Origin of the sequence: Chitinophaga sp. CB10 (genome assembly GCA_001870995.2) — a bacterium.
Lineage (GTDB): Bacteria > Bacteroidota > Bacteroidia > Chitinophagales > Chitinophagaceae > Chitinophaga.
This window is the reverse complement of the sequence record MLAV02000005.1, coordinates 267142-285776: the sequence shown is the minus strand read 5'-3', so window position 1 is coordinate 285776 and position 18635 is coordinate 267142. Positions and strand designations below refer to the sequence as shown.

Sequence of the window (18635 nt, the reverse complement as noted above, 5' to 3'; positions counted from 1 at the left end):
TCCTAACTTAAAATAGTATTTACATGAAGCGCTATGCCGGAATTCTTATTGCATGTGTAATGGCATTGGTGTTGGCAAATTGTGCCAGGAACCCATATAACGCTGCGAATAAAACCTATAAGCGGCAGGCTAAAATATATGGCAATGCGATACGTCAGCAGCCCCCTCTGTACCGCGGTGCAGATGGATTAACAGCCCCGTATTGGGTAGGTACCACCAATTTCAACCTGCGCAAGCCTAACCTGGTGATCATCCACCATACCGCGCAAAATTCCTGCGAGCAGACGCTTAAAACCTTTACGATGGAAAGCACCCAGGTAAGCGCACACTATGTAATCTGCCGCGATGGTATGATCCACCATATGCTGAACGATTACCTCCGCGCCTGGCACGGCGGCGTAGCTAAATGGGGAAATATCACTGATATCAACTCCTCGTCTATCGGAATAGAACTCGACAATAACGGACAGGAACCTTTTTCAGAAAAGCAAATCAATAGCCTGTTGGTACTCCTGGATACCCTGAAGAACCGCTATAACATCCCGGTCAATAACTTCGTCGGCCACGGTGATATAGCCCCCGGAAGAAAAGTTGATCCCAGCGCCTACTTCCCATGGCAACAGCTGGCCGAAAAAGGTTTCGGCGGCTGGTACGGCGATACCACCAACGCGGTGGCGCCGGATAATTTCAACACCATCCAGGCGCTCCGCATCGTCGGCTACGATGTGAAAGACACCGCAGCAGCGATTGCCGCCTTTAAAAGACACTTCATCCCGCAGGATTCCACACCCGGCATGACGGACGCCAGCCGGAAAATCCTCTGGATGCTGCAAAGCCGGTATCAGTAATACCGCATTGCAAACCTTAACTATTTTTGGGGTTTACAATTGAATATTAGTTAAACGCAGAATCCCGGCTTCCGCCGGGATTATTTTTTGAAATCTCCTTTAAATATGCTATTTTAATAATAGGTTATAAGAAACGAAATATACCAAAATCTGCATCCTGGCACGGCTTGTAAAACTGTACAATATTTAACGCTATATCTCCTTATCATTAATTCCACTTGCCATGAAAATGAGTATCAAATCCCTTATGCTGCCGGCAATACCGGTGTTGCTATGTTTATGCCTTTCGCCCCGGTCCAAAGCAGCCGCCCCCGCCGGAAAACCCCTGTATGATACCTGCCTCACAAAAACAGACGTAGCATACGATTTTCCGGATAGTCTGCGCAAAAAGATCAACGCCCTCCTGGAAGACAAGATCGGAGGCGGTATCGACGAAAAAGGCATCGTCACCTGGGAAAACTCCCCCGATGCGCCGGAATACTACCAGGTCATACTCCGCAAAACGAAACTGACCATCAAATACAAAGGCACCGTCTGCGAGGATAAGCTCATCTGGGAAAACATTAAATCCTGCGAAGAAGAACTTAAAAAAATGCTGAACAAATAAGAAAGGGCGCCCGCAACAGGCGCCCCTCTTCGATTGTTTCATACTATAATCACGATCACTTCTTCTTGGGTGGATTGGCCGCATGATACCTCGCTACTTCAATGCCCGCTTCAATTACAGGCCCGATGCCATGGAAATCATTCAGCTCCGTCGGCCGGTTGTAATAAAACGTAATATCTGCCGAGGTGTTGGTGCCAATACATACATCTTTCAATAATCCTTCTTCCGTAATCTTCTCCTTCACAATCCCTTCCCAGGCCCTTTCGGCAATGGTAATATAGCGCTTGTCCAGCCAGCCCTCGTTCACCGCGCGCGCAATGCAATAGGCAAACATGGCGGTAGCCGAGGTTTCAGTGTAGGAATCCGTTCTGTCCAGCACCTGGTGGAATATACCGGAGGCGGACTGATAAGGCGCCACACCCAGTATCTGCCTGGTCAGGTCCGCCAGCACAGCCTCTCTTCCCGGATGGTCTTTCGGCAGGAAGTTCAGCAGCTGTACTTTCGCCATCATGATCCAGCCGTTGGCACGGCCCCAGTGCGCCACCCCCTGGCGTTTCAAATCCTCGTAATAGTAATGGGCGTACAAGCCTGCCTTTTCATCCCAGAGGTATTTGGAAAACTGCAGCACCTGCTTTACCGCATCGTCATAATATTTCCTTTCGCCGGTAAGCTTGCCCATACGCGCCAGAAACGGCACGCTCATGTACAGATCGTCGCCCCAGATGGTCCACTGGTAAGGATTTGGCCGGCAGAAGGTGCCGTCCGGCAAACGTTCCTGCTTATTGAATATATGATTGGCCGCATTGTCAATATACGTCTTGTACTCCGGGCGCTTTACCTGCTGGTACACATCCAGCACGCTGGCCCCCATCGCGCCGCAGTCATCCAGCACCCTGAAATTGATCAGCTGGTTGAAAGGGAAGGACGGATATTTCTTATTCTGTTGCTGTAGTAACTCAAAAGGCTTGCAGTTGTCAAAGGCAAAGTCCAGGTGCCGCCTGGCATAATCGCTATACTTACTGTCCCTGGTGTAAGCTGCCAGGTCCATCATCGCAATGTTGGTCACCCCGTTGGGATAATGCCAGTTGCTGGTCGGATCCGACACCTTCACCTTCACCCCCGCAGGAATATCCTTGCTGGAAGTATAAGTCTGGTTGTTGTCGCCAATAAATTTAAAGCCGGCATGGGAAATCAGGTGGTCGGCCACCTTGCGCACAATCGCAATGTCGCTGTCCTGCGCCATGGCAAGGCTACCCATACTCATGCCCAGGCAGATGAATGCTAGTTTTTTCATAACGATTCCGTGGATTATTTACCGAAAATAACCCCAGTTTTTCATTTATGCAAACGATTGCATAAAATTCTCATTTTTCAATAGTTTTATGCTTAATTTGGGGAATGTGAAAACCGGTGGAAGCATGGAAGCCTATGAAAACCAGCGGAAGTTTATAATTTCGCGACGCTTGACACCAACCCTTATATCCGTAAAACCGGGAAACTATGAATAGAGTATTTTGCCTGCTGGCATTAACGGCCGCCATGGCCTGCCAGGATAACCAGCTTCATGACGATATCGCGCCGGTAGCAGTGGCCGCACCGGCAGGCGAGTTAAACCTGGATGCAATGCCCGTCGCCACCGAATTGGCGCCTCACCGGGATGTTGCCTGGAATGAAGTGGAAGTATTTGATTTCGCCAATGCGAAGGTGAATAATAAGCTCCCCCTTTACGCGACCCGCACGCAGTTTCAGAAGGCCTGGGGCCAGGCGGACAGCCTGTTTACACCGGATTATGACGCCGTTTGCGGCCAGCTGGATGAAGACTTTCAGTACGCTTATGCCGCCGGATCGTTGTTTGAAATAGGCAGGGATTCCGTAGTGTGCGACCAGTTTCAATTTCAGCCGCAAACCCGCTTGACGAGCGGTAACATCACCCTTCATAGCCGCATGACCTGGGAAGATGCCAGAAAGCTCTTTCCCATGGCCGTACAGCAGGCGGAAAATGAAGGGAAATCCGATGTAATCCTGCTCAGGGATTCGCCCGCAGGCGAAGTCGGAATCCTGCTTCATTTTCGCGATGGGTTGCTGAGCAGTATCTCTTATAACCTGCCTTGCTGAGGTACCTTATTGCACGCGGAAGCGTAAGGCCGTAATTTCCATTACACCAGGTACACGCTCATACTCCTGGCGCCCTGTGCGCCATGTACCAGTACTGCCCCTATATCAGCGGTGGCGGAAGGCCCCATCATGAAGCAGCCGTACGCCGTATCTTCCAGGTGTACCCGCATATAGGCATCATACATATCGGCTACCAGTTCCGTAGGCTTCAATAAAATCACCAGGTGTTGGGCCAAAAAGCCCAGCGCATTCACGACCAGGTCCTCCTGGGAGAGCCATACCATGCCATTTTCAGCCACGCCAAAGCCGGCGCGTATCACGCCTACATCTACATCCGCCAGCTCATGCGGATTCGCCACCTGTTGAATATCCCGGTTACCTTTCAGGTCCGGACTGGCGCTGCAGATAACCTTTGCATCAGGGTGCTGCGCTGCCAGCAGCGCCTGGGCCGCCGCCAGGTCGGCAGGTTTGTACACGCTGGCGCCGGCATCTTTCAGTCGCGCCTCAAACGCCGGCAGCATAACGGTAATAGTCTTTTGAAAAACAGGAACAGCCGGGTACTCCACTTTTTCGGCCGGTAAATGATGGTGGGCAGCATCGAGGATTTGTTCACGTGGATGGAAAGTCATCGTAGTAGGTTTTATGAGTGTACAGTTATTGTTGCGGTGTTGACGCCATGGCTGCTTCCGCCTTTCATGCGGGCTCATTGTATGGTCTGTCTTGATTAACACCTCAATGGGTAATTTGTTGAAACCGCCATAATTAAGGGTTAAAAACAGGAAAGGCCAGTGCCTGCGGCGCTGACCCCCGGTAATTTTTTAGGTTTAGGTAGAAAACAATGGCCGCGCAGGCAATACTTTCGATAACAATTCCCGCGCGCTGACGACTATGCCATGGCCCGCAGGCAGCAATATTCACACATTGCAAGTTAAACCCGCTATCCACAGGCCATCCTCTTCTTCAAAGCCCCGCCTGGCTTTACATTTTCGGCTTCATTTCGCCATGCTCCGCGCTTCATTACATCACCGGCGTCTTCCCACCGTCAACCGCAATGCTCGTCCCCGTAATATACGACGCAGCCGGCGAAGCCAGGAAAGCCGCCAGCGCAGCCACTTCTTTCGGTTCTCCGAATCGTTTCATAGGGATTTCGTTCAGCCATTCCTTCGACACCGTTTCAGCAGATACCTTCCGCTGTTTGGCGGAAGTTTCAAATAAAGCCGTTAATCGCCCTGTAGCGGTAGACCCCGGCAGTACATTGTTGACCGTAATGCCATGCGGCGCTACCTCCGTAGCCAGCGTTTTGGCCCAGGAAGCTACCGCCCAGCGGATAGTATTGGAAACGCCGAGGTTTTTCAGCGGCGCCTTCACAGAAGTACTGATGATGTTGATAATGCGGCCATACCCCGCATCGATCATGCCCGGTATCAGCGCCTGCGCCAGTACCTGGTTGCAAAGCAGGTGTTGCTCAAAGGCATTGGCAAAAGCTTTTGTTTCCGCGTCCAGGATAGGGCCGGCAGCAGGGCCGCCCGTATTGTTGACCAGGATGTGGACAGGAGTGGTGGCCGCCAGGTCGCTGGCCACGCTGATCACTTCATTGATATCGGAAAAGTCGGCAATCTCATACCGGTGCTTCTGGCCGGTACCGCTATGCAGCTGCGACACGGCAGCCTCAAGGCGCTCCTCATTACGGGCAAGCAGTATGCAGCTGGCGCCCAGTAACGACAATTCAATAGCAGTCGCCAGGCCTATACCCTGGGAACTGCCGCATATTAAAGCTGTTTTTCCCTTTAATGAAAGTTCCATAGAATCCTGCATTTGTCACTAATGTAACAATATCCGCTTACACTCGTACATATATACGTTTTTTGTCCAGCCAGTAACCGGCCAGCCAGCATACCAGCATAAACGCCAGGGAGAACAACAGGGAACCAAACTTCCCGGGAGAGAGCTGCTGGAAAATCTGCTCGTTAATCCACGTGTACACGTTGACGTTGCCCACCCTGAAAAAGTAAAACAGGATGGCCAGCACTTCCGACAGCAGGTACAGGAACAATGGATTCTTCCCGAAAACAGTGAAGAAGCCCGTCCCCGCGGTAATGCCCATAATATCGATGAGCATGATCAACACAGAGAGGATCACCAGGTCGATGCCCACCGTTAATAACACATAACTGCTGGTCCAGAGCTTTTTGTTGATAGGAAACAGCGGATTCCACAAACAGGCCACGCCGATGAGGAGCGCGCCCGCTATGATCAGCTTCAACACCCCGGCGGTGGACTTCCCTTCCCGCTGTATAAATAACCCGGCATAATAACCAGCCACCACATTTACAATCGCAGGGAAAGTGCTGAGCAGCCCCTCCGGATCAAAGGCAAAGCCTTCCCCGTGATAAAGGTGATCATCCCCCAGGAGCCAGTGGTCCAGCGCCGATCCGGCATTGCCATGAATACCGTATTGATCGCCGGGCGTACCGCAAAACCAGAGTACCGCCCAATAACCCAGCAGCAGCAAAGCGCTGATGCTCCATACCACCTTCTTATTACAATAGTAAATCAGCAGGGAGGCAAAGCAGTAACAGAGCGCAATACGTTGCAACACCCCAAATACGCGCGTATGCGAAAACGGTTTAAAAGCCAGTCCATGATCCGTATGTTGCACAAACGGGAACCAGTACATGAGGAAGCCCAGCAGAAATATAATGGCAGTACGTTTGAATATTTTACCAAGCACGGCCGGCTGCGGGAGGGTGTTGAACTTCTTCATGCTGAAGCTCATGGCGTTGCCCACGGCAAACAGGAAGGAAGGGAAAACCAGGTCGGTAGGCGTAAATCCATGCCAGGCCGCATGTTCAAGGGGAGCATATACGCCGCCGGTTCCGCCTGTGTTCACAATGATCATAAAACAAACTGTCAATCCACGGAATACATCCAATGGAAGAAATCGTTGGGCTGTTTGAGTCATCTGACGAAATTTGGTTGATAAGATGGTAAGGATAAGAAAGGTTCATAAGAGCCACTTACAAGATAACCTGCAATCTCACAAAAAGCAAATTCTATATACAACGGATTTTCAATTTGATTATTTTTAATAACTACCCGCAGTCAAAAGTTCACCTTATGTATAAATTACTCACATTCCACGTAGTATTAGTTTGTTTTGTATTGTTAAATGCCTGTGGCCAGGGGGAAAGAGCCGTGTGGCCTAAGGAAAAAGCCAACGAATGGTATGCCGCGAAGCCCTGGATGCGCGGTTCGGATTTTATTCCCAGTACGGCCATCAACCAGCTCGAAATGTGGCAGGCAGCCACCTTCGATTCCGCTACCATCGACCGTGAATTAGGCTATGCCGAAGGCATCGGGTTCAATACCATGCGCGTGTACCTGCACCATCTACCCTGGGTGGAAGATGCCGCCGGGTTTAAAAGCCGCATGGCAAAATACCTGGAAATTGCCCAAAAACACGGGATTTCTACCATTTTCGTGTTCTTTGACGACTGCTGGAACGATCATCCGGCCAGTGGTCCGCAACCCGCTCCAAAGCCCGGCATTCATAATTCCGGCTGGGTGCGTGATCCCGGTTCCGCGATCCATACCAACCCCGGCCTGGCAGATACCCTCGAACGTTATGTAAAGGATGTAATGCAGACATTTGCCAACGATAACCGCATTGTGATGTGGGACCTGTACAATGAGCCGGGCAACAGCAGCTATGGCAACAAAAGTATGGCCCTGCTCCAAAAGGTATTCCACTGGGGCAGGCAGGCCAATCCTTCCCAGCCGCTGACGGCGGGCGTATGGTTGCCTGAGCTGGCGGACCTCAATAAGTTCCAGCTGGAAAACTCCGATGTCATCAGCTATCACAACTACAACGATGAACGTGCCCATCAGGCCGCGATCGACACGCTGCGCCACTTTGGCCGGCCGCTGATCTGTACGGAATATATGGCCCGCACACGGAATAGCCGGTTTGATAATATCTTACCGCTGTTGAAAAAAGAAAAAATTGCGGCCATCAACTGGGGCCTGGTGGCTGGTAAAACCAATACCAAATATGCATGGAATGACCCGAAGCCCAATGGGGAAGAGCCGGCCGTATGGTTCCATGATATCTTCCATCCGGATGGCAGCCCTTATGATTCCAGTGAAGTGAAGGTGATTAAGGAGCTAACAGGGGCGAAGTGATTTTTTTCTCGCAAAGCGGGAAAGGTTTCTCGCAAAGCGGCAAAGGATGGTAAGCTCCCAAAGAAATAATTTCATTTACTGGCACAAGCGGCAAAGGACATAAACAACTTATTACCCCCATAAAACACCATCCTTTGCCTCTTTTGCCCCCTTACGCCTCTTTGCGGGAAAACCCGCGCCCCAGCACCTCATGCACCTCATGAATAACCAGGAACGCCTCCGGGTCCGTTTCCTGCACCAGCCCCTTCAACCGCATCAGTTCCTGCTTGCCGATCACCACGTACAGCACTTCCTTCTCTTCTTTCGTATAGGCGCCGTGGCCATGCAATACCGTACAACCCCGTTTCATATCGTTTGTAATCTTCTCCGCCAGAATTGCCGGTTTTCGGGAGATGATAGTGATCGCCCTTTTGGTATTCAGCCCATCCACGATAAAGTCCACCGTGCGCGCGCCGATGTACACAGCAATAAAGGTGTACATCGTATGTTCCAGGCCAATGATAAAATAGGAAAGGCAGATGACGATCACATCAAATATCAGCATGGCATTCCCCAGGGAGAGGCCAAATGCCTTGTTCACCAGCCGCGCTATAATTGCTGATCCGCCGGTGGTGCCGCCGGAAAGGAACACCAGGCCAATGCCTATGCCTACCAGCAATCCCGCAAAGATGGCCGCCAGCAGTGTGTTATTGGTTACCGGGGGCAGGTTATTTTCCGTCACATAAATCCAGAGAGAGCAAAAGATAATGCCCAGCACCGTGTACAGCATCGTGCGGCGGTCCAGCACCTTGTAGCCTACAAACAGCAACAGGGCATTGGCAGCAAAGTTGGTAATACCTGCCGACCACCCGAAGTAATAATGCGTTGCGATCGATAACCCGATCACACCACCCTCTGACAGCCGGTTCGGGATAATCAGGTAATTCACCCCTGCTGCAAAAATGAACGCGCCTACTATGATGAGTAATACGTTCTTTACATGTTCTTTCATGCCGCAAAATTATAGGATTTTAACACAATTAATGCAGTGCTGTTCTTGTAGTGTTAATGCTACGTCCAATAGAAATAATTCCCTCCCTGTCCTTAATTATTTACAACAGGCCTGCAGTTTTTTTCGCAGAGGCGCATACCGCTTACCGCCACTGCCGCCCGCCCCAAAAAATATTTTTAACTTTTTTCGCATATCTGTTTGGAATTATTAATTCCCTATGTATATTTGTCTACCGATTTGGTAGACTAATAGCAAGTCAGCCGTCGCAGTGGGAGTATGGCAATTGCTCCCGGCATCCTTTGATCCACCAGCAAGGTGCAGTGCCAGTATTTTAAAATGTGTAAACAAGCACAATTATGAAACAGCACAACCTGATGAGTGGAGAGCGTAAACCATCGCTAAATTCAATATTACTTTCTACCTGTTCCCGTTATTATAACCCGGCCCGCTATGGTGATAGTTGTTGCTGCCGGTAATGATCTTGCGTTCTGTAAGCTGTAAATAGAATGCCTGGTGAGGTTTGCGGGGACGGTATGCTGCAAATTTATTGGTGGTAAATTTTTCAGTAACATACCCGACCCGCGCCACCCCGGCATTACAATCAGCCATCTAAGATATTATCCTGTTCTTTTAAAGTTATATATATCAGACACGGTTCTGCGGGGTACGCCGTCCGGCAATACTGGTGGGTTTGCCGCCTGCTGCCCCGTGAACTGATCGTCTGCGATTTTTTTTGTTTGTCAGACTATGAAGGTTACATCATAAATTAATGAACTAACGTATGCGCATATACGTTTTTCGGAAAGCCTAACATATCAATAGGAACCACCTGCTTTCAGGTAAGGTACCCCAGTGCCAGCAAGTCCCGACCCCATGTCGGGACTTCATTATTTCCCCCCGGCTTACGCCGCCTCTCCACTTCCACATCTCCCTCCCCCAAAAAAAATTATTAAAACCCGTATGGAAAAATATTTTTCCCGTCATCTAGTAATAAAGCAATTTACCATGGACCCAACTAAAATCTCCAACGTAGCATTCCTCGACATCCTCTTTGAAGGCAGGAATAAAGACTATGGCGCTTATGAATTGCGTAGCCACTACGATCGTCGTGTACGCAATGCCGTTATAGGAACGGCTTCAATGGTAATGGTATTGGTAGGCGGCTACCTCGCCAATATCACGCTCGCCGCTGATAAAGATGCAGCCAAACCCTTTGTGTACAAGCCTTTACCGCAAATGGAAGAACTGCCGCTCACGGAGCGCACACCACCGCCGCCACCGCCGCCGCCCGTAACCCAGGCGCCACCGCCCGCCGCGCCTACCAGCCATTTCGCTACACCTACCGTAGCGCCGGATGACCAGGCGGACGAAATGCCGCCACAGGAAGAATTACGCAACAACGTCATCGGCTTCGAAAACAAAGAAGGCGTGGAAGGCGGCGCTGATGTTATGGCCGACCTGGGAAGTGGCAGCAGCACCGGCGTCGTAACGCCTCCCGTAGCCCACCGGGAGGAAGGCCCCGTGAGCTTTGTAGAAATCATGCCCGAATTCCCCGGTGGGGAAGCAGCCCTTAACAACTACCTGCGTAAAAGCATCAATTACCCGCGCCAGGCACAGGAAAATGACATCATGGGTACCGTATTCGTAAAGTTCGTAGTAGGAAAAGACGGCAGCATCACCGACCTGGAAATTACAAGCCCCCGCAAAGGAGGCGGACTGGAAGAAGAAGCATTGCGCGTTATAAGCAAAATGCCCAGGTGGAAACCCGGCCGCCAGAACGGACAAAATGTAGCCGTGTACTTTACCCTGCCCATCCGCTTTGAATTGAGCCGCGACTATTAATTATTCCAACATTAGTATTTCCTTCCGCCAGAAGCCTGATACTTATTAATAGTTAACACGGATCAATCAGCATTGCTAACCCCGGATGCCTCTGCACAGCAGTGTAGGGGCATTCGCATTTTTAATACTAATATATTTATTAAATCTCCTATTCTTATTAGATAAAATTCAAACAATTAGTTTATCCGTGGGAAAATAATTAAAAAATAATGAGTTTGGTATATAAACAACTAAACGGAATTATTATTAATTTAACGGCCGCTTAGTTAGGCAATACAACCAAACCAAGGATAAAAGTTATGGAAGCTCCGGTAAATAATTCGCTGCAACAGTTTAAGAATCTGGTTGGGACAAAGTTTCAGCTTTATAACAGCCTCTTCACTTCGCTGCCTTTTCACAGGGTGGAAAAGACAGGCATTTTCCTGTCCCTCTTCCTCCTCCATTGCGAAGAGAGCTATGCGAAAGGCATGAGTCCACAGGAAATCATGGACTCCTTTTTCGATCAATACACCACCTATACAGACGAGCAGAAGAAGATCGACCTGCTGTTCAGGTTCGTGCAGTACGCGGAAAGGCAGGTAGTATTGTTCGACGCCCTCGAAGATGCCGCTTTCCGACATATTCGCGACATGCAGGGCACTGGCACCCTCCGGCATCTCCAGTCGGAAGTCATCCAGGAACAGGCCCAGGAAAAATTGAAGGAGAAACTGAAGGACTTTTCCGTGCGGCTCGTGCTCACGGCGCACCCCACCCAGTTCTATCCGAGCGAAGTGCTGGGCATCATCAACGATCTGGCAAAAGCCCTCATCGAAGACAATACCGCCCAGGTAAATATGTACCTCCAGCAACTGGGTAAAACGCCTTTCTTTAAAAAGGAAAAGCCCACCCCGTACGACGAGGCCATCTCCCTCGTTTGGTTCCTGGAAAATATCTTCTACCAGGCCGGCGGGCGCATCATGTCCTTCATGAAAGCCCAGTTCCCCGACGCCATCAGCGACGATGCCGGCGTGCTGCGCATGGGCTTCTGGCCCGGCGGCGACCGGGACGGGAACCCCTTCGTAAACGCGCCCACCACCATAGAAGTAGCGGCCGCACTGCGCAACAGCATCCTTAAATGCTACTTCCGCGAAGTCCGCAACCTCAAACGCCGCCTGACATTCAAACGCGTGGAAAACGTAGTGGCCGCGCTGGAAGCGAAACTCTCCCGTAACCTCTTCCAACCCGGGCACGTGTTCGACATCTCCCAGAAAGAGATCCTCGAAACCCTCGCGGATATACGAAAAACAATTATTGAAGAACATAACGGCCTGTTTGTACACCTGGTAGATAACCTCGCCAGCAAAGTGCAGATATTCGGCCTCTTCTTCGCCTCCCTCGATATCCGGCAGGACAGCTCCGTACACGAAGCCCTGCTCGATACCATCGCTGCCGTATCCCCCGCGCTGCCGGATAATTACGCCAGCCTCGGCGATGAAGGCAAAATCGCCGCCCTGCTCAATGTGAGCCAGCCGGTAGATACCGCCCTGCTGGAAAAACCGCTGCATAAAGACACCATCGACACCATCGCCGCCATTAAACAAATACAGCAGTCCAACGGGGAAGAAGGGTGCAACCGCTATATCATCAGCCACAGCACCAGTGTACTCAACGTCATAGAAGTATATGGCCTGTTCCTGCTCAGCGGCTGGAAAAAAGAAGAAATTACCGTAGATATCGTACCGCTCTTCGAAACCATCGACGACCTTCGCCACGCCGGCCAGGTCATGAAAAGCCTGTACGAAAATGCCGACTACCGCCAGCACCTGCAGCGGAGAGGTTGCAAACAAACCATCATGCTCGGCTTCTCCGACGGCACCAAAGACGGCGGCTACCTCATGGCCAACTGGAGCATCTACAAAGCAAAAGAAGAACTCTCCGCCATCTCCAAGGAATATGGCATCAACGTCGTGTTCTTCGACGGCCGCGGAGGCCCTCCCGCACGCGGCGGCGGAAAAACCCACCAGTTCTACGCCAGCATGGGCCGCAATATTGCCAACAAAGAAATCCAGCAAACCATACAGGGCCAAACCATCAGCTCCAACTTCGGAACCATTGACGCCGCCCAGTTCAATATGGAACAACTGGTACATGCCGGCATTGCCAACGAACTATTCTCCTCCAGGGAGGTAACCCTCTCCAAAGACGAGGAACAACTGCTGCAATCCCTCGCGGATGCAGGCTACGACGCCTACAATAAATTAAAAAACCATCCTTTCTTCCTCGAGTACCTGGACCACGCCAGTCCGCTCCGGTACTACGCGGAAGCCAATATCGGCAGTCGCCCGAGCAAACGCAACGCCTCCGCCAAGCTCAATCTGAACGACCTGCGCGCCGTGCCTTACGTAGGCGCCTGGAGCCAGCTCAAACAAAACGTGCCCGGCTACTACGGCGTGGGCAGCGCTTTGCAGCAGCTCGACCAGCAAGGCAAATGGGAAGCGGTGGAACACTTATACAAACATTCCCTGTTTTTCCGCACCCTGCTCGACAACTGCGAGATGGCCATGAAGAAGAGCTATTTCCCGCTCACCGCCTACCTGGCCAAACATCCGCAGTACGGGGAAGTATGGAATATGATCTATAACGAATACGAACTGACGAAAAAGTACCTGCTCCGCCTCAACGGCGAGTCGGAACTGATGGCCGGCAGCCCGATCGATCACCTGTCTATCCAGATGCGCGAAAGAATCGTACTGCCCCTGCTCACCGCCCAGCAATACGCGCTGCTGCGCATCCGCGAGCTGGACGCACAGCCGGGCAACGGCCATGGCAAGGAAGTATGGGAAAAACTGGTGATGCGTTGCAGCTTCGGTATTATCAATGCCGGCCGCAACAGCGCCTGATGCGGAAAACATACACCGTCCCAATTATGTGGAAGAACTATCACCATAAACATGCAAGTTTAGTGTAGTTGTTTGTTTAGAAGAGGAGTTTGTTGATAATAGCCTTTTTATATCGGTACCACGGCAGCCAGGGTGAACACTGTTTTAAAATTGTAAAAATTTCAATAACAGGCTGATTACCAGGTTCCAGGTTTTAAACGGTGCCCCGGTATTTTTATAATGGCGCTATTATCGGCAAACTCCTTTCTATTGTACACTTCAGCCACCGGCGGCAGGCGGCCGGCACGAATGCCGCCCTCGCAGCCCCGGCGCCAGGCCCCGGGCCGGGGATTAAAAAAATTGCGCCCTGCGCGAAAAACTAACTACTTTTACACCTCCATTTATAGTAACTATTCTTCATTATGGCAAACAGCTTATATGATTTTGGAATGATCGGTCTGGGAGTAATGGGTCGCAACCTGTTGCTCAACATGGCAGATCATGGCTTTTCCGTTATCGGCTTTGATAAAGACGCCACCAAGACAGGCGCACTGGAATCCGCCGCTACCCCGGGTACCACCGTTAAAGGTGTAGCTGACCTGGCAGCTATGGTTCAACTGCTGGAGCGCCCACGCAAGTTAATGATGCTGGTGCCCGCAGGCCAACCTGTTGATGATGTCATCGCTTCCCTGCTGCCTTTACTGGAGCCGGGCGATGTGGTAATAGATGGCGGGAACTCCCACTATACCGATACCCTCCGCAGGGTAAAATACCTCCGCGAAAAAAATATCCACTTCATGGGTATTGGCGTTTCCGGTGGTGAAAAAGGCGCCCGTACCGGCCCTAGTATTATGCCGGGCGGCGACCAGGAAGCCTACGCCAAGGTAAGACCTATGCTGGAAGCTATTGCAGCCAAAGTACAGGATACGCCATGCGTAGCCTACCTCGGTAAAGAAGGCGCCGGCCACTATGTGAAAATGGTACATAACGGTATCGAATATGCCATTATGCAACTGATCAGCGAGGCCTACTTCCTCCTGAAAAAAGGCGCCGGCCTCGATAACGACCAGCTGCACAAAGTGTTCGACAGCTGGAACAAAGGCGCGCTGCAGTCCTTCCTCGTAGAAATCACCGCAGATATCTTCCTGCAAAACGATGATAAAACCAGCGCACGCCTGCTGGATGTAATTTCCGATAAAGCCGGTTCCAAAGGCACCGGTAAATGGACCTCCCAGGATGCAATGGAACTGCCAGTGGCAGTACCGGTGATCGATACCGCGGTAGCCATGCGCACCCTCTCCGGTTACAAGGATCAGCGCCTCGCCGCCGAGCAGCTTTATGCCGCGCCCGATGCCACCATCCACCTGAATACCGAACAGTGGATCCAACAGGTGCACGACGCCCTGTATTTCGCTACCATCCTCAGCTACGCGCAGGGCCTGGCCATGCTCAACGAAGCCTCCCGCGACCTGCAGATGGAAATCCCGCTGCCGGAAGTAGTGAAGGTATGGCGCGGCGGATGCATCATCCGTTCCTCCCTCCTGGAAGTATTCACACAGGCCTACCAGCAAAATACCGAACTGCCAAACATTCTGCTCGATAAAGGTGTTGCCTCTCTGGTATCATCTGTTATCGCCAATACCCGCAGCGTAGTGGCGCATGCCGCCCACGCAGGTATCCCGGCCGCCGGCTTTATGTCCGCACTGTCCTACTTCGATGCTTTCCGCACCGGAAGAATGGCTACCAACCTGATTCAGGCGCAGCGCGACTACTTCGGGGCGCATACCTATCAGCGTACAGATATCGCCGGCACTTTCCACACCGAGTGGGAGCATCATCATTAATATCACTAGATTTAAACATATGCAGATCCATAAACGCCCACCTGCCAGCATCCTCTTTATCTTCGGTGGCAGCGGCGATTTAAACTACCGGAAACTTACCCCTGCGTTATATAACCTGTTCCTGGACGATTATATGCCGGAACAATTCTCCATCGCAGGGCTTGGCCGCAGTCCTTACAGCGACGAAGACTATCGTAAACACCTGCTGGAAGGTATCAGCAAATTTAGCCGCCGTAAAGGCGAGCAAAATGGCCACTGGAAAGAGTTCAGTGAGCATGTGAATTACCTGCAGATGGATGCCGAAGATCCCGTGGCTTATGACAGCATCACCGAATACGTGAAGGCGAAAGAAGCTGAATGGGGCGTGCATCCAAACGTGATCTTCTACCTGGCAGTAGCGCCGCAGCTGGTGCCAAACATCGCTACCCACCTGGGTAACCTGAACCTCTGCTCCGATAAGCATTGCACCCGCATCGTGGTGGAAAAGCCTTTCGGGCACGACCTCCAAAGCGCGCACGAGCTCAATGAACTGCTGGCTTCCAAATTCACGGAAGAGCAGATCTACCGTATAGACCACTACCTCGGTAAAGAAACCGTGCAGAACATCCTCGCATTCCGCTTCGCGAATGCCCTGTTCGAACCGGTGTGGAACCGCAACTTCATCGACTTTATCCAGATCACCGCCGCCGAAAGCGTGGGCCTGGAAGGCCGCGGCGGTTACTACGAACGCTCCGGCGCCCTCCGCGATATGGTGCAGAACCACATCCTGCAGATCCTCTGCATGGTAGGGATGGAAGCCCCGGTTTCCTTCGACGCCAACGAAATCCGTAACAAGAAAGTGGACGTACTCAACGCGATCCGCCGCATCTCCCCGGATAAAGTACACGAATATGCCGTACGCGGCCAATACTCCTCCGGCTGGATGAAAGGCCAGCAGGTAGTAGGCTACCGCGAAGAAAAAGGCGTGGACCCTAAATCCAATACCGATACCTACGCAGCGGTGAAATTCTATATCGACAACTGGCGCTGGCAGGGCGTACCTTTCTACGTACGTACCGGCAAATACATGCACCAGAAAGCGACCAATATCGTGATCCAGTTCAAGGAAGCGCCGCATTACTCCTTCCCGGCGGAAGCTGCGCAAACCTGGCGTCCGAACAGGCTGACCATCAGCATCCAGCCGGAAATGGATATCCGTATCCGCTTCCAGGCCAAACGCCCCGGCCAGACCATGACGCTGGACCCGGTAGATATGACCTTCAATTACGACGCAGCAAACGGCGAACACGCGCCGGAAGCATACGAAACCCTGCTGCTCGACGTAATGGAAGGCGATGCTACCCTGTTTATGCGTGGCGACCAGGTGGATGCCGCCTGGAAAGTGATCATGCCCATCCTGGAAACCTGGGAAAACCGCATTCCGCAGGACTTCCCGAACTATGCCCCGGATTCATGGGGGCCGGATGAAGCAGATGTACTGGTTGCCCGCGATGGCCACGCCTGGATCAACCTCCCATCCAAATAATTCCAGCTTTAAAAATTACCTGACTCGGAAGAATTTTTATCCCCGCATAAATTTTCTTCCGGGTCATCTTGTTTAATAAAGAAAATCCACCTCACATGGAACTCCATATTGCCAAAGATCCTGCACAGCTGAGCGAAAATGTAGCCGCCTGGATCAGCAACTACATCCTCGAAGTATTGCAGCAACAGGAACGCTTTACCCTCGTACTCTCCGGCGGCAGCACGCCGAAGGCGCTGTTTGCACTGCTCGCCAAAGAGCCGTACAGCCAGATGATCCCCTGGGAGCGCATCCACTTCTTCTGGGGCGATGAAAGAGCCGTACCGTTTGAAGATGAGCGCAACAACGCCCGTATGGCCTACGAAGTACTGCTGGATAAAGTGCCGGTAAACCCGGATAATATCCACGTGATGCGTACCGATATCGATCCCGCAAAGTCCGCAGAGGAATACGCGGCCATCCTGCATAAATATTTCGGGAAGGAAAGTACCACCTTCGACCTCGTGCTGCTCGGCATGGGCGACGACGGGCATACCCTGTCCCTCTTCCCCGGCACTAAAGTGGTGCACGAAAAGAAAGCCTGGACGGATGCCTTCTTCCTGCCGGCACAGGATATGTACCGCATTACCCTCACCGCACCGGTGGTAAACAAAGCGGCCGCCGTGCTGTTTATGGCCACCGGCGCAGGAAAGGCAATCACGCTGAAGAATGTGCTGCAGGGCACTTTCGATGCGGAAAAATATCCTTCCCAGCTGATCCGCCCTGAAAACGGCGAACTGCATTGGTTTGTAGACGAAGCGGCAGCCAGCGCGATGGAATAGCAACTTACTTCCGGAACCGGGCATCATCACCGGTTCCGGAACTAAAATCCTAACAAATCCTTCACATTTCCTTCACCAAATACTGCTTCCCCGTTTCACCAAATTTCAGTAGCTTACATAGACACTAAGCGATGAGATTTATGTTTGAAAAACCCGTCTTCGATGCACATTTGCATATAATTGACCGTCAGCATCCCCTACAGCCGAATCAAGGATTTCTGCCGTCCGCATTTACCGTTGCCGATTACCAGCAGCGCACTGCCGACCTGGATATTGTTGGCGGGGCCGTTGTGTCAGGCTCTTTCCAGGGCTTTGATCAAACCTACCTACTGGAAGCGCTGGAACAGCTGGGCCCTTCGTTCGTGGGCGTAACGCAGATCCCTGCCACTGCCACTGATGAGGAAATTGTAAAACTGAACGACGCCGGCGTCAGGGCCGTGCGGTTCAACGTACAACGGGGCGGTTCCGAAAGTATCCGCTACCTGGAAAACCTGGCGTTGCGGGTGTACGACCTCGTGAAATGGCATGTGGAACTCTATATCGATTCCCGCCAGCTGCCGAGTATTTCCACCACGCTGAAGAAATTGCCGAAAGTAGTGATCGACCACCTCGGGCTCTCCAAAGCCGGGTTCAAATACCTGCTGCAACTCGTTGATAAAGGCGCGATTGTGAAAGCGACGGGGTTCAGCCGCTGCGATTTTGATGTGGTTCCCGCCATGAAACAGATTGCGGCGATCAATCCTGCGGGGCTGATTTTCGGAACGGACCTGCCGTCTACCCGGGCGCCGCGGCCATTTTCCATGAGCGACCTGCAGTTGATCCTCCGCAGCTTTTCTGCGGATATGCTCACCCGCGTCTGCCGGGATAACGCGTTGCGTTTGTACAAGCCCGCCGGTACGCCCGTTGCCGGTTAACCAACGTTTCTTTTTTTGTGGGGAGAGATAAAATGCCGCAGCGCTTTATCTCTCCGTCCGGGCCAACACTGCTCCCGGCCATATGCCAGGG

General features: G+C 51.8%; 16 protein-coding genes. 10 read left to right on the top strand and 6 right to left on the bottom strand.

All coding sequences use genetic code 11. From position 1 onward, the window contains the following. The first annotated feature begins 23 nt into the window (after window positions 1–23). Both BOC67_RS09975 and BOC67_RS09970 read left to right on the top strand, forming a co-directional pair. Complete coding sequence (locus tag BOC67_RS09975; protein ID WP_291909920.1) at window positions 24–848, top strand: N-acetylmuramoyl-L-alanine amidase; 825 nt, start codon at window positions 24–26, stop codon at window positions 846–848. A gap of 223 nt (window positions 849–1071) precedes the next feature. Continuing rightward, the gene (locus tag BOC67_RS09970; RefSeq protein WP_291909918.1) at window positions 1072–1455 is read left to right on the top strand and encodes a hypothetical protein; all 384 of its coding nucleotides are present in this window, start codon (window positions 1072–1074) and stop codon (window positions 1453–1455) included. 55 nt (window positions 1456–1510) lie between these two features. On the opposite strand, the gene BOC67_RS09965 is transcribed toward BOC67_RS09970, so the two are convergent. Beyond that, the gene (locus tag BOC67_RS09965; protein WP_291909916.1) at window positions 1511–2749 is read right to left on the bottom strand and encodes a glycoside hydrolase family 88 protein; all 1239 of its coding nucleotides are present in this window, start codon (window positions 2747–2749) and stop codon (window positions 1511–1513) included. A gap of 206 nt (window positions 2750–2955) precedes the next feature. On the opposite strand from BOC67_RS09965, the gene BOC67_RS09960 reads away from it, so the two are divergent. Beyond that, window positions 2956–3570, top strand: a complete 615-nt coding sequence (locus BOC67_RS09960) for a hypothetical protein (RefSeq protein WP_291909914.1) — start codon at window positions 2956–2958, stop codon at window positions 3568–3570. A 41-nt stretch (window positions 3571–3611) separates the two neighbouring features. On the opposite strand, the gene BOC67_RS09955 is transcribed toward BOC67_RS09960, so the two are convergent. From BOC67_RS09955 to BOC67_RS09945, 3 genes are all read right to left on the bottom strand, one after another. Beyond that, on the bottom strand, window positions 3612–4199 hold the full coding sequence (locus BOC67_RS09955) for an LUD domain-containing protein (RefSeq protein ID WP_291909913.1): 588 nt from the start codon (window positions 4197–4199) through the stop codon (window positions 3612–3614). 388 nt (window positions 4200–4587) lie between these two features. Beyond that, window positions 4588–5373 (bottom strand): SDR family oxidoreductase, encoded by a 786-nt coding sequence (locus BOC67_RS09950; protein ID WP_291909911.1) that lies wholly within the window; start codon window positions 5371–5373, stop codon window positions 4588–4590. A gap of 37 nt (window positions 5374–5410) precedes the next feature. After that, window positions 5411–6532 carry a DUF5009 domain-containing protein gene (locus BOC67_RS09945; protein ID WP_291909910.1) on the bottom strand — a complete coding sequence of 374 codons (1122 nt, stop codon included), beginning with the start codon at window positions 6530–6532 and terminating at the stop codon, window positions 5411–5413. A 155-nt stretch (window positions 6533–6687) separates the two neighbouring features. Between BOC67_RS09945 and BOC67_RS09940 the strand changes: the two genes are divergently transcribed. Next, window positions 6688–7752: a cellulase family glycosylhydrolase gene (locus BOC67_RS09940; RefSeq protein ID WP_291909909.1), complete on the top strand. Its 1065-nt coding sequence runs from the start codon at window positions 6688–6690 to the stop codon at window positions 7750–7752. A 151-nt stretch (window positions 7753–7903) separates the two neighbouring features. On the opposite strand, the gene BOC67_RS09935 is transcribed toward BOC67_RS09940, so the two are convergent. Both BOC67_RS09935 and BOC67_RS09930 read right to left on the bottom strand, forming a co-directional pair. Beyond that, entirely contained in the window at window positions 7904–8743 is an 840-nt protein-coding gene (locus BOC67_RS09935) for a YitT family protein (protein WP_291909908.1), read from the bottom strand. A gap of 417 nt (window positions 8744–9160) precedes the next feature. Further along, a complete protein-coding gene (locus tag BOC67_RS09930; RefSeq protein ID WP_291909907.1) occupies window positions 9161–9352 on the bottom strand; it encodes a hypothetical protein in 192 nt (63 codons plus the stop codon). 396 nt (window positions 9353–9748) lie between these two features. Here BOC67_RS09930 and BOC67_RS09925 point away from each other — a divergent pair, with 396 nt between their 5' ends. From BOC67_RS09925 to BOC67_RS09900, 6 genes are all read left to right on the top strand, one after another. After that, window positions 9749–10585 (top strand): energy transducer TonB, encoded by an 837-nt coding sequence (locus BOC67_RS09925; RefSeq protein ID WP_291909906.1) that lies wholly within the window; start codon window positions 9749–9751, stop codon window positions 10583–10585. A 299-nt stretch (window positions 10586–10884) separates the two neighbouring features. Continuing rightward, window positions 10885–13464: a phosphoenolpyruvate carboxylase gene (locus BOC67_RS09920; RefSeq protein ID WP_291909905.1), complete on the top strand. Its 2580-nt coding sequence runs from the start codon at window positions 10885–10887 to the stop codon at window positions 13462–13464. Window positions 13465–13865: 401 nt separating this feature from the next. Then, complete coding sequence (gene gndA / locus BOC67_RS09915; protein WP_291909904.1) at window positions 13866–15287, top strand: NADP-dependent phosphogluconate dehydrogenase; 1422 nt, start codon at window positions 13866–13868, stop codon at window positions 15285–15287. Window positions 15288–15306: 19 nt separating this feature from the next. Next, complete coding sequence (zwf, locus tag BOC67_RS09910) at window positions 15307–16812, top strand: glucose-6-phosphate dehydrogenase (RefSeq protein WP_291909901.1); 1506 nt, start codon at window positions 15307–15309, stop codon at window positions 16810–16812. A gap of 95 nt (window positions 16813–16907) precedes the next feature. Beyond that, a complete protein-coding gene (pgl, locus tag BOC67_RS09905; protein WP_291909899.1) occupies window positions 16908–17630 on the top strand; it encodes a 6-phosphogluconolactonase in 723 nt (240 codons plus the stop codon). A 140-nt stretch (window positions 17631–17770) separates the two neighbouring features. Further along, window positions 17771–18544 carry an amidohydrolase family protein gene (locus BOC67_RS09900; RefSeq protein ID WP_291909897.1) on the top strand — a complete coding sequence of 258 codons (774 nt, stop codon included), beginning with the start codon at window positions 17771–17773 and terminating at the stop codon, window positions 18542–18544. Window positions 18545–18635 lie beyond the last annotated feature (91 nt).

Coding starts and splice junctions, on each gene's coding strand:
- BOC67_RS09930 (WP_291909907.1), bottom strand. CDS start 9,352: ATGGCTGATTGTAATGCCGGGGTGGCGCGGGTCGGGTATGTTACTGAA.
- zwf (WP_291909901.1), top strand. CDS start 15,307: ATGCAGATCCATAAACGCCCACCTGCCAGCATCCTCTTTATCTTCGGT.
- BOC67_RS09945 (WP_291909910.1), bottom strand. CDS start 6,532: ATGACTCAAACAGCCCAACGATTTCTTCCATTGGATGTATTCCGTGGA.
- BOC67_RS09975 (WP_291909920.1), top strand. CDS start 24: ATGAAGCGCTATGCCGGAATTCTTATTGCATGTGTAATGGCATTGGTG.
- BOC67_RS09940 (WP_291909909.1), top strand. CDS start 6,688: ATGTATAAATTACTCACATTCCACGTAGTATTAGTTTGTTTTGTATTG.
- BOC67_RS09955 (WP_291909913.1), bottom strand. CDS start 4,199: ATGACTTTCCATCCACGTGAACAAATCCTCGATGCTGCCCACCATCAT.
- BOC67_RS09920 (WP_291909905.1), top strand. CDS start 10,885: ATGGAAGCTCCGGTAAATAATTCGCTGCAACAGTTTAAGAATCTGGTT.
- gndA (WP_291909904.1), top strand. CDS start 13,866: ATGGCAAACAGCTTATATGATTTTGGAATGATCGGTCTGGGAGTAATG.
- BOC67_RS09965 (WP_291909916.1), bottom strand. CDS start 2,749: ATGAAAAAACTAGCATTCATCTGCCTGGGCATGAGTATGGGTAGCCTT.
- BOC67_RS09970 (WP_291909918.1), top strand. CDS start 1,072: ATGAAAATGAGTATCAAATCCCTTATGCTGCCGGCAATACCGGTGTTG.
- BOC67_RS09900 (WP_291909897.1), top strand. CDS start 17,771: ATGTTTGAAAAACCCGTCTTCGATGCACATTTGCATATAATTGACCGT.
- pgl (WP_291909899.1), top strand. CDS start 16,908: ATGGAACTCCATATTGCCAAAGATCCTGCACAGCTGAGCGAAAATGTA.
- BOC67_RS09925 (WP_291909906.1), top strand. CDS start 9,749: ATGGACCCAACTAAAATCTCCAACGTAGCATTCCTCGACATCCTCTTT.
- BOC67_RS09935 (WP_291909908.1), bottom strand. CDS start 8,743: ATGAAAGAACATGTAAAGAACGTATTACTCATCATAGTAGGCGCGTTC.
- BOC67_RS09960 (WP_291909914.1), top strand. CDS start 2,956: ATGAATAGAGTATTTTGCCTGCTGGCATTAACGGCCGCCATGGCCTGC.
- BOC67_RS09950 (WP_291909911.1), bottom strand. CDS start 5,373: ATGGAACTTTCATTAAAGGGAAAAACAGCTTTAATATGCGGCAGTTCC.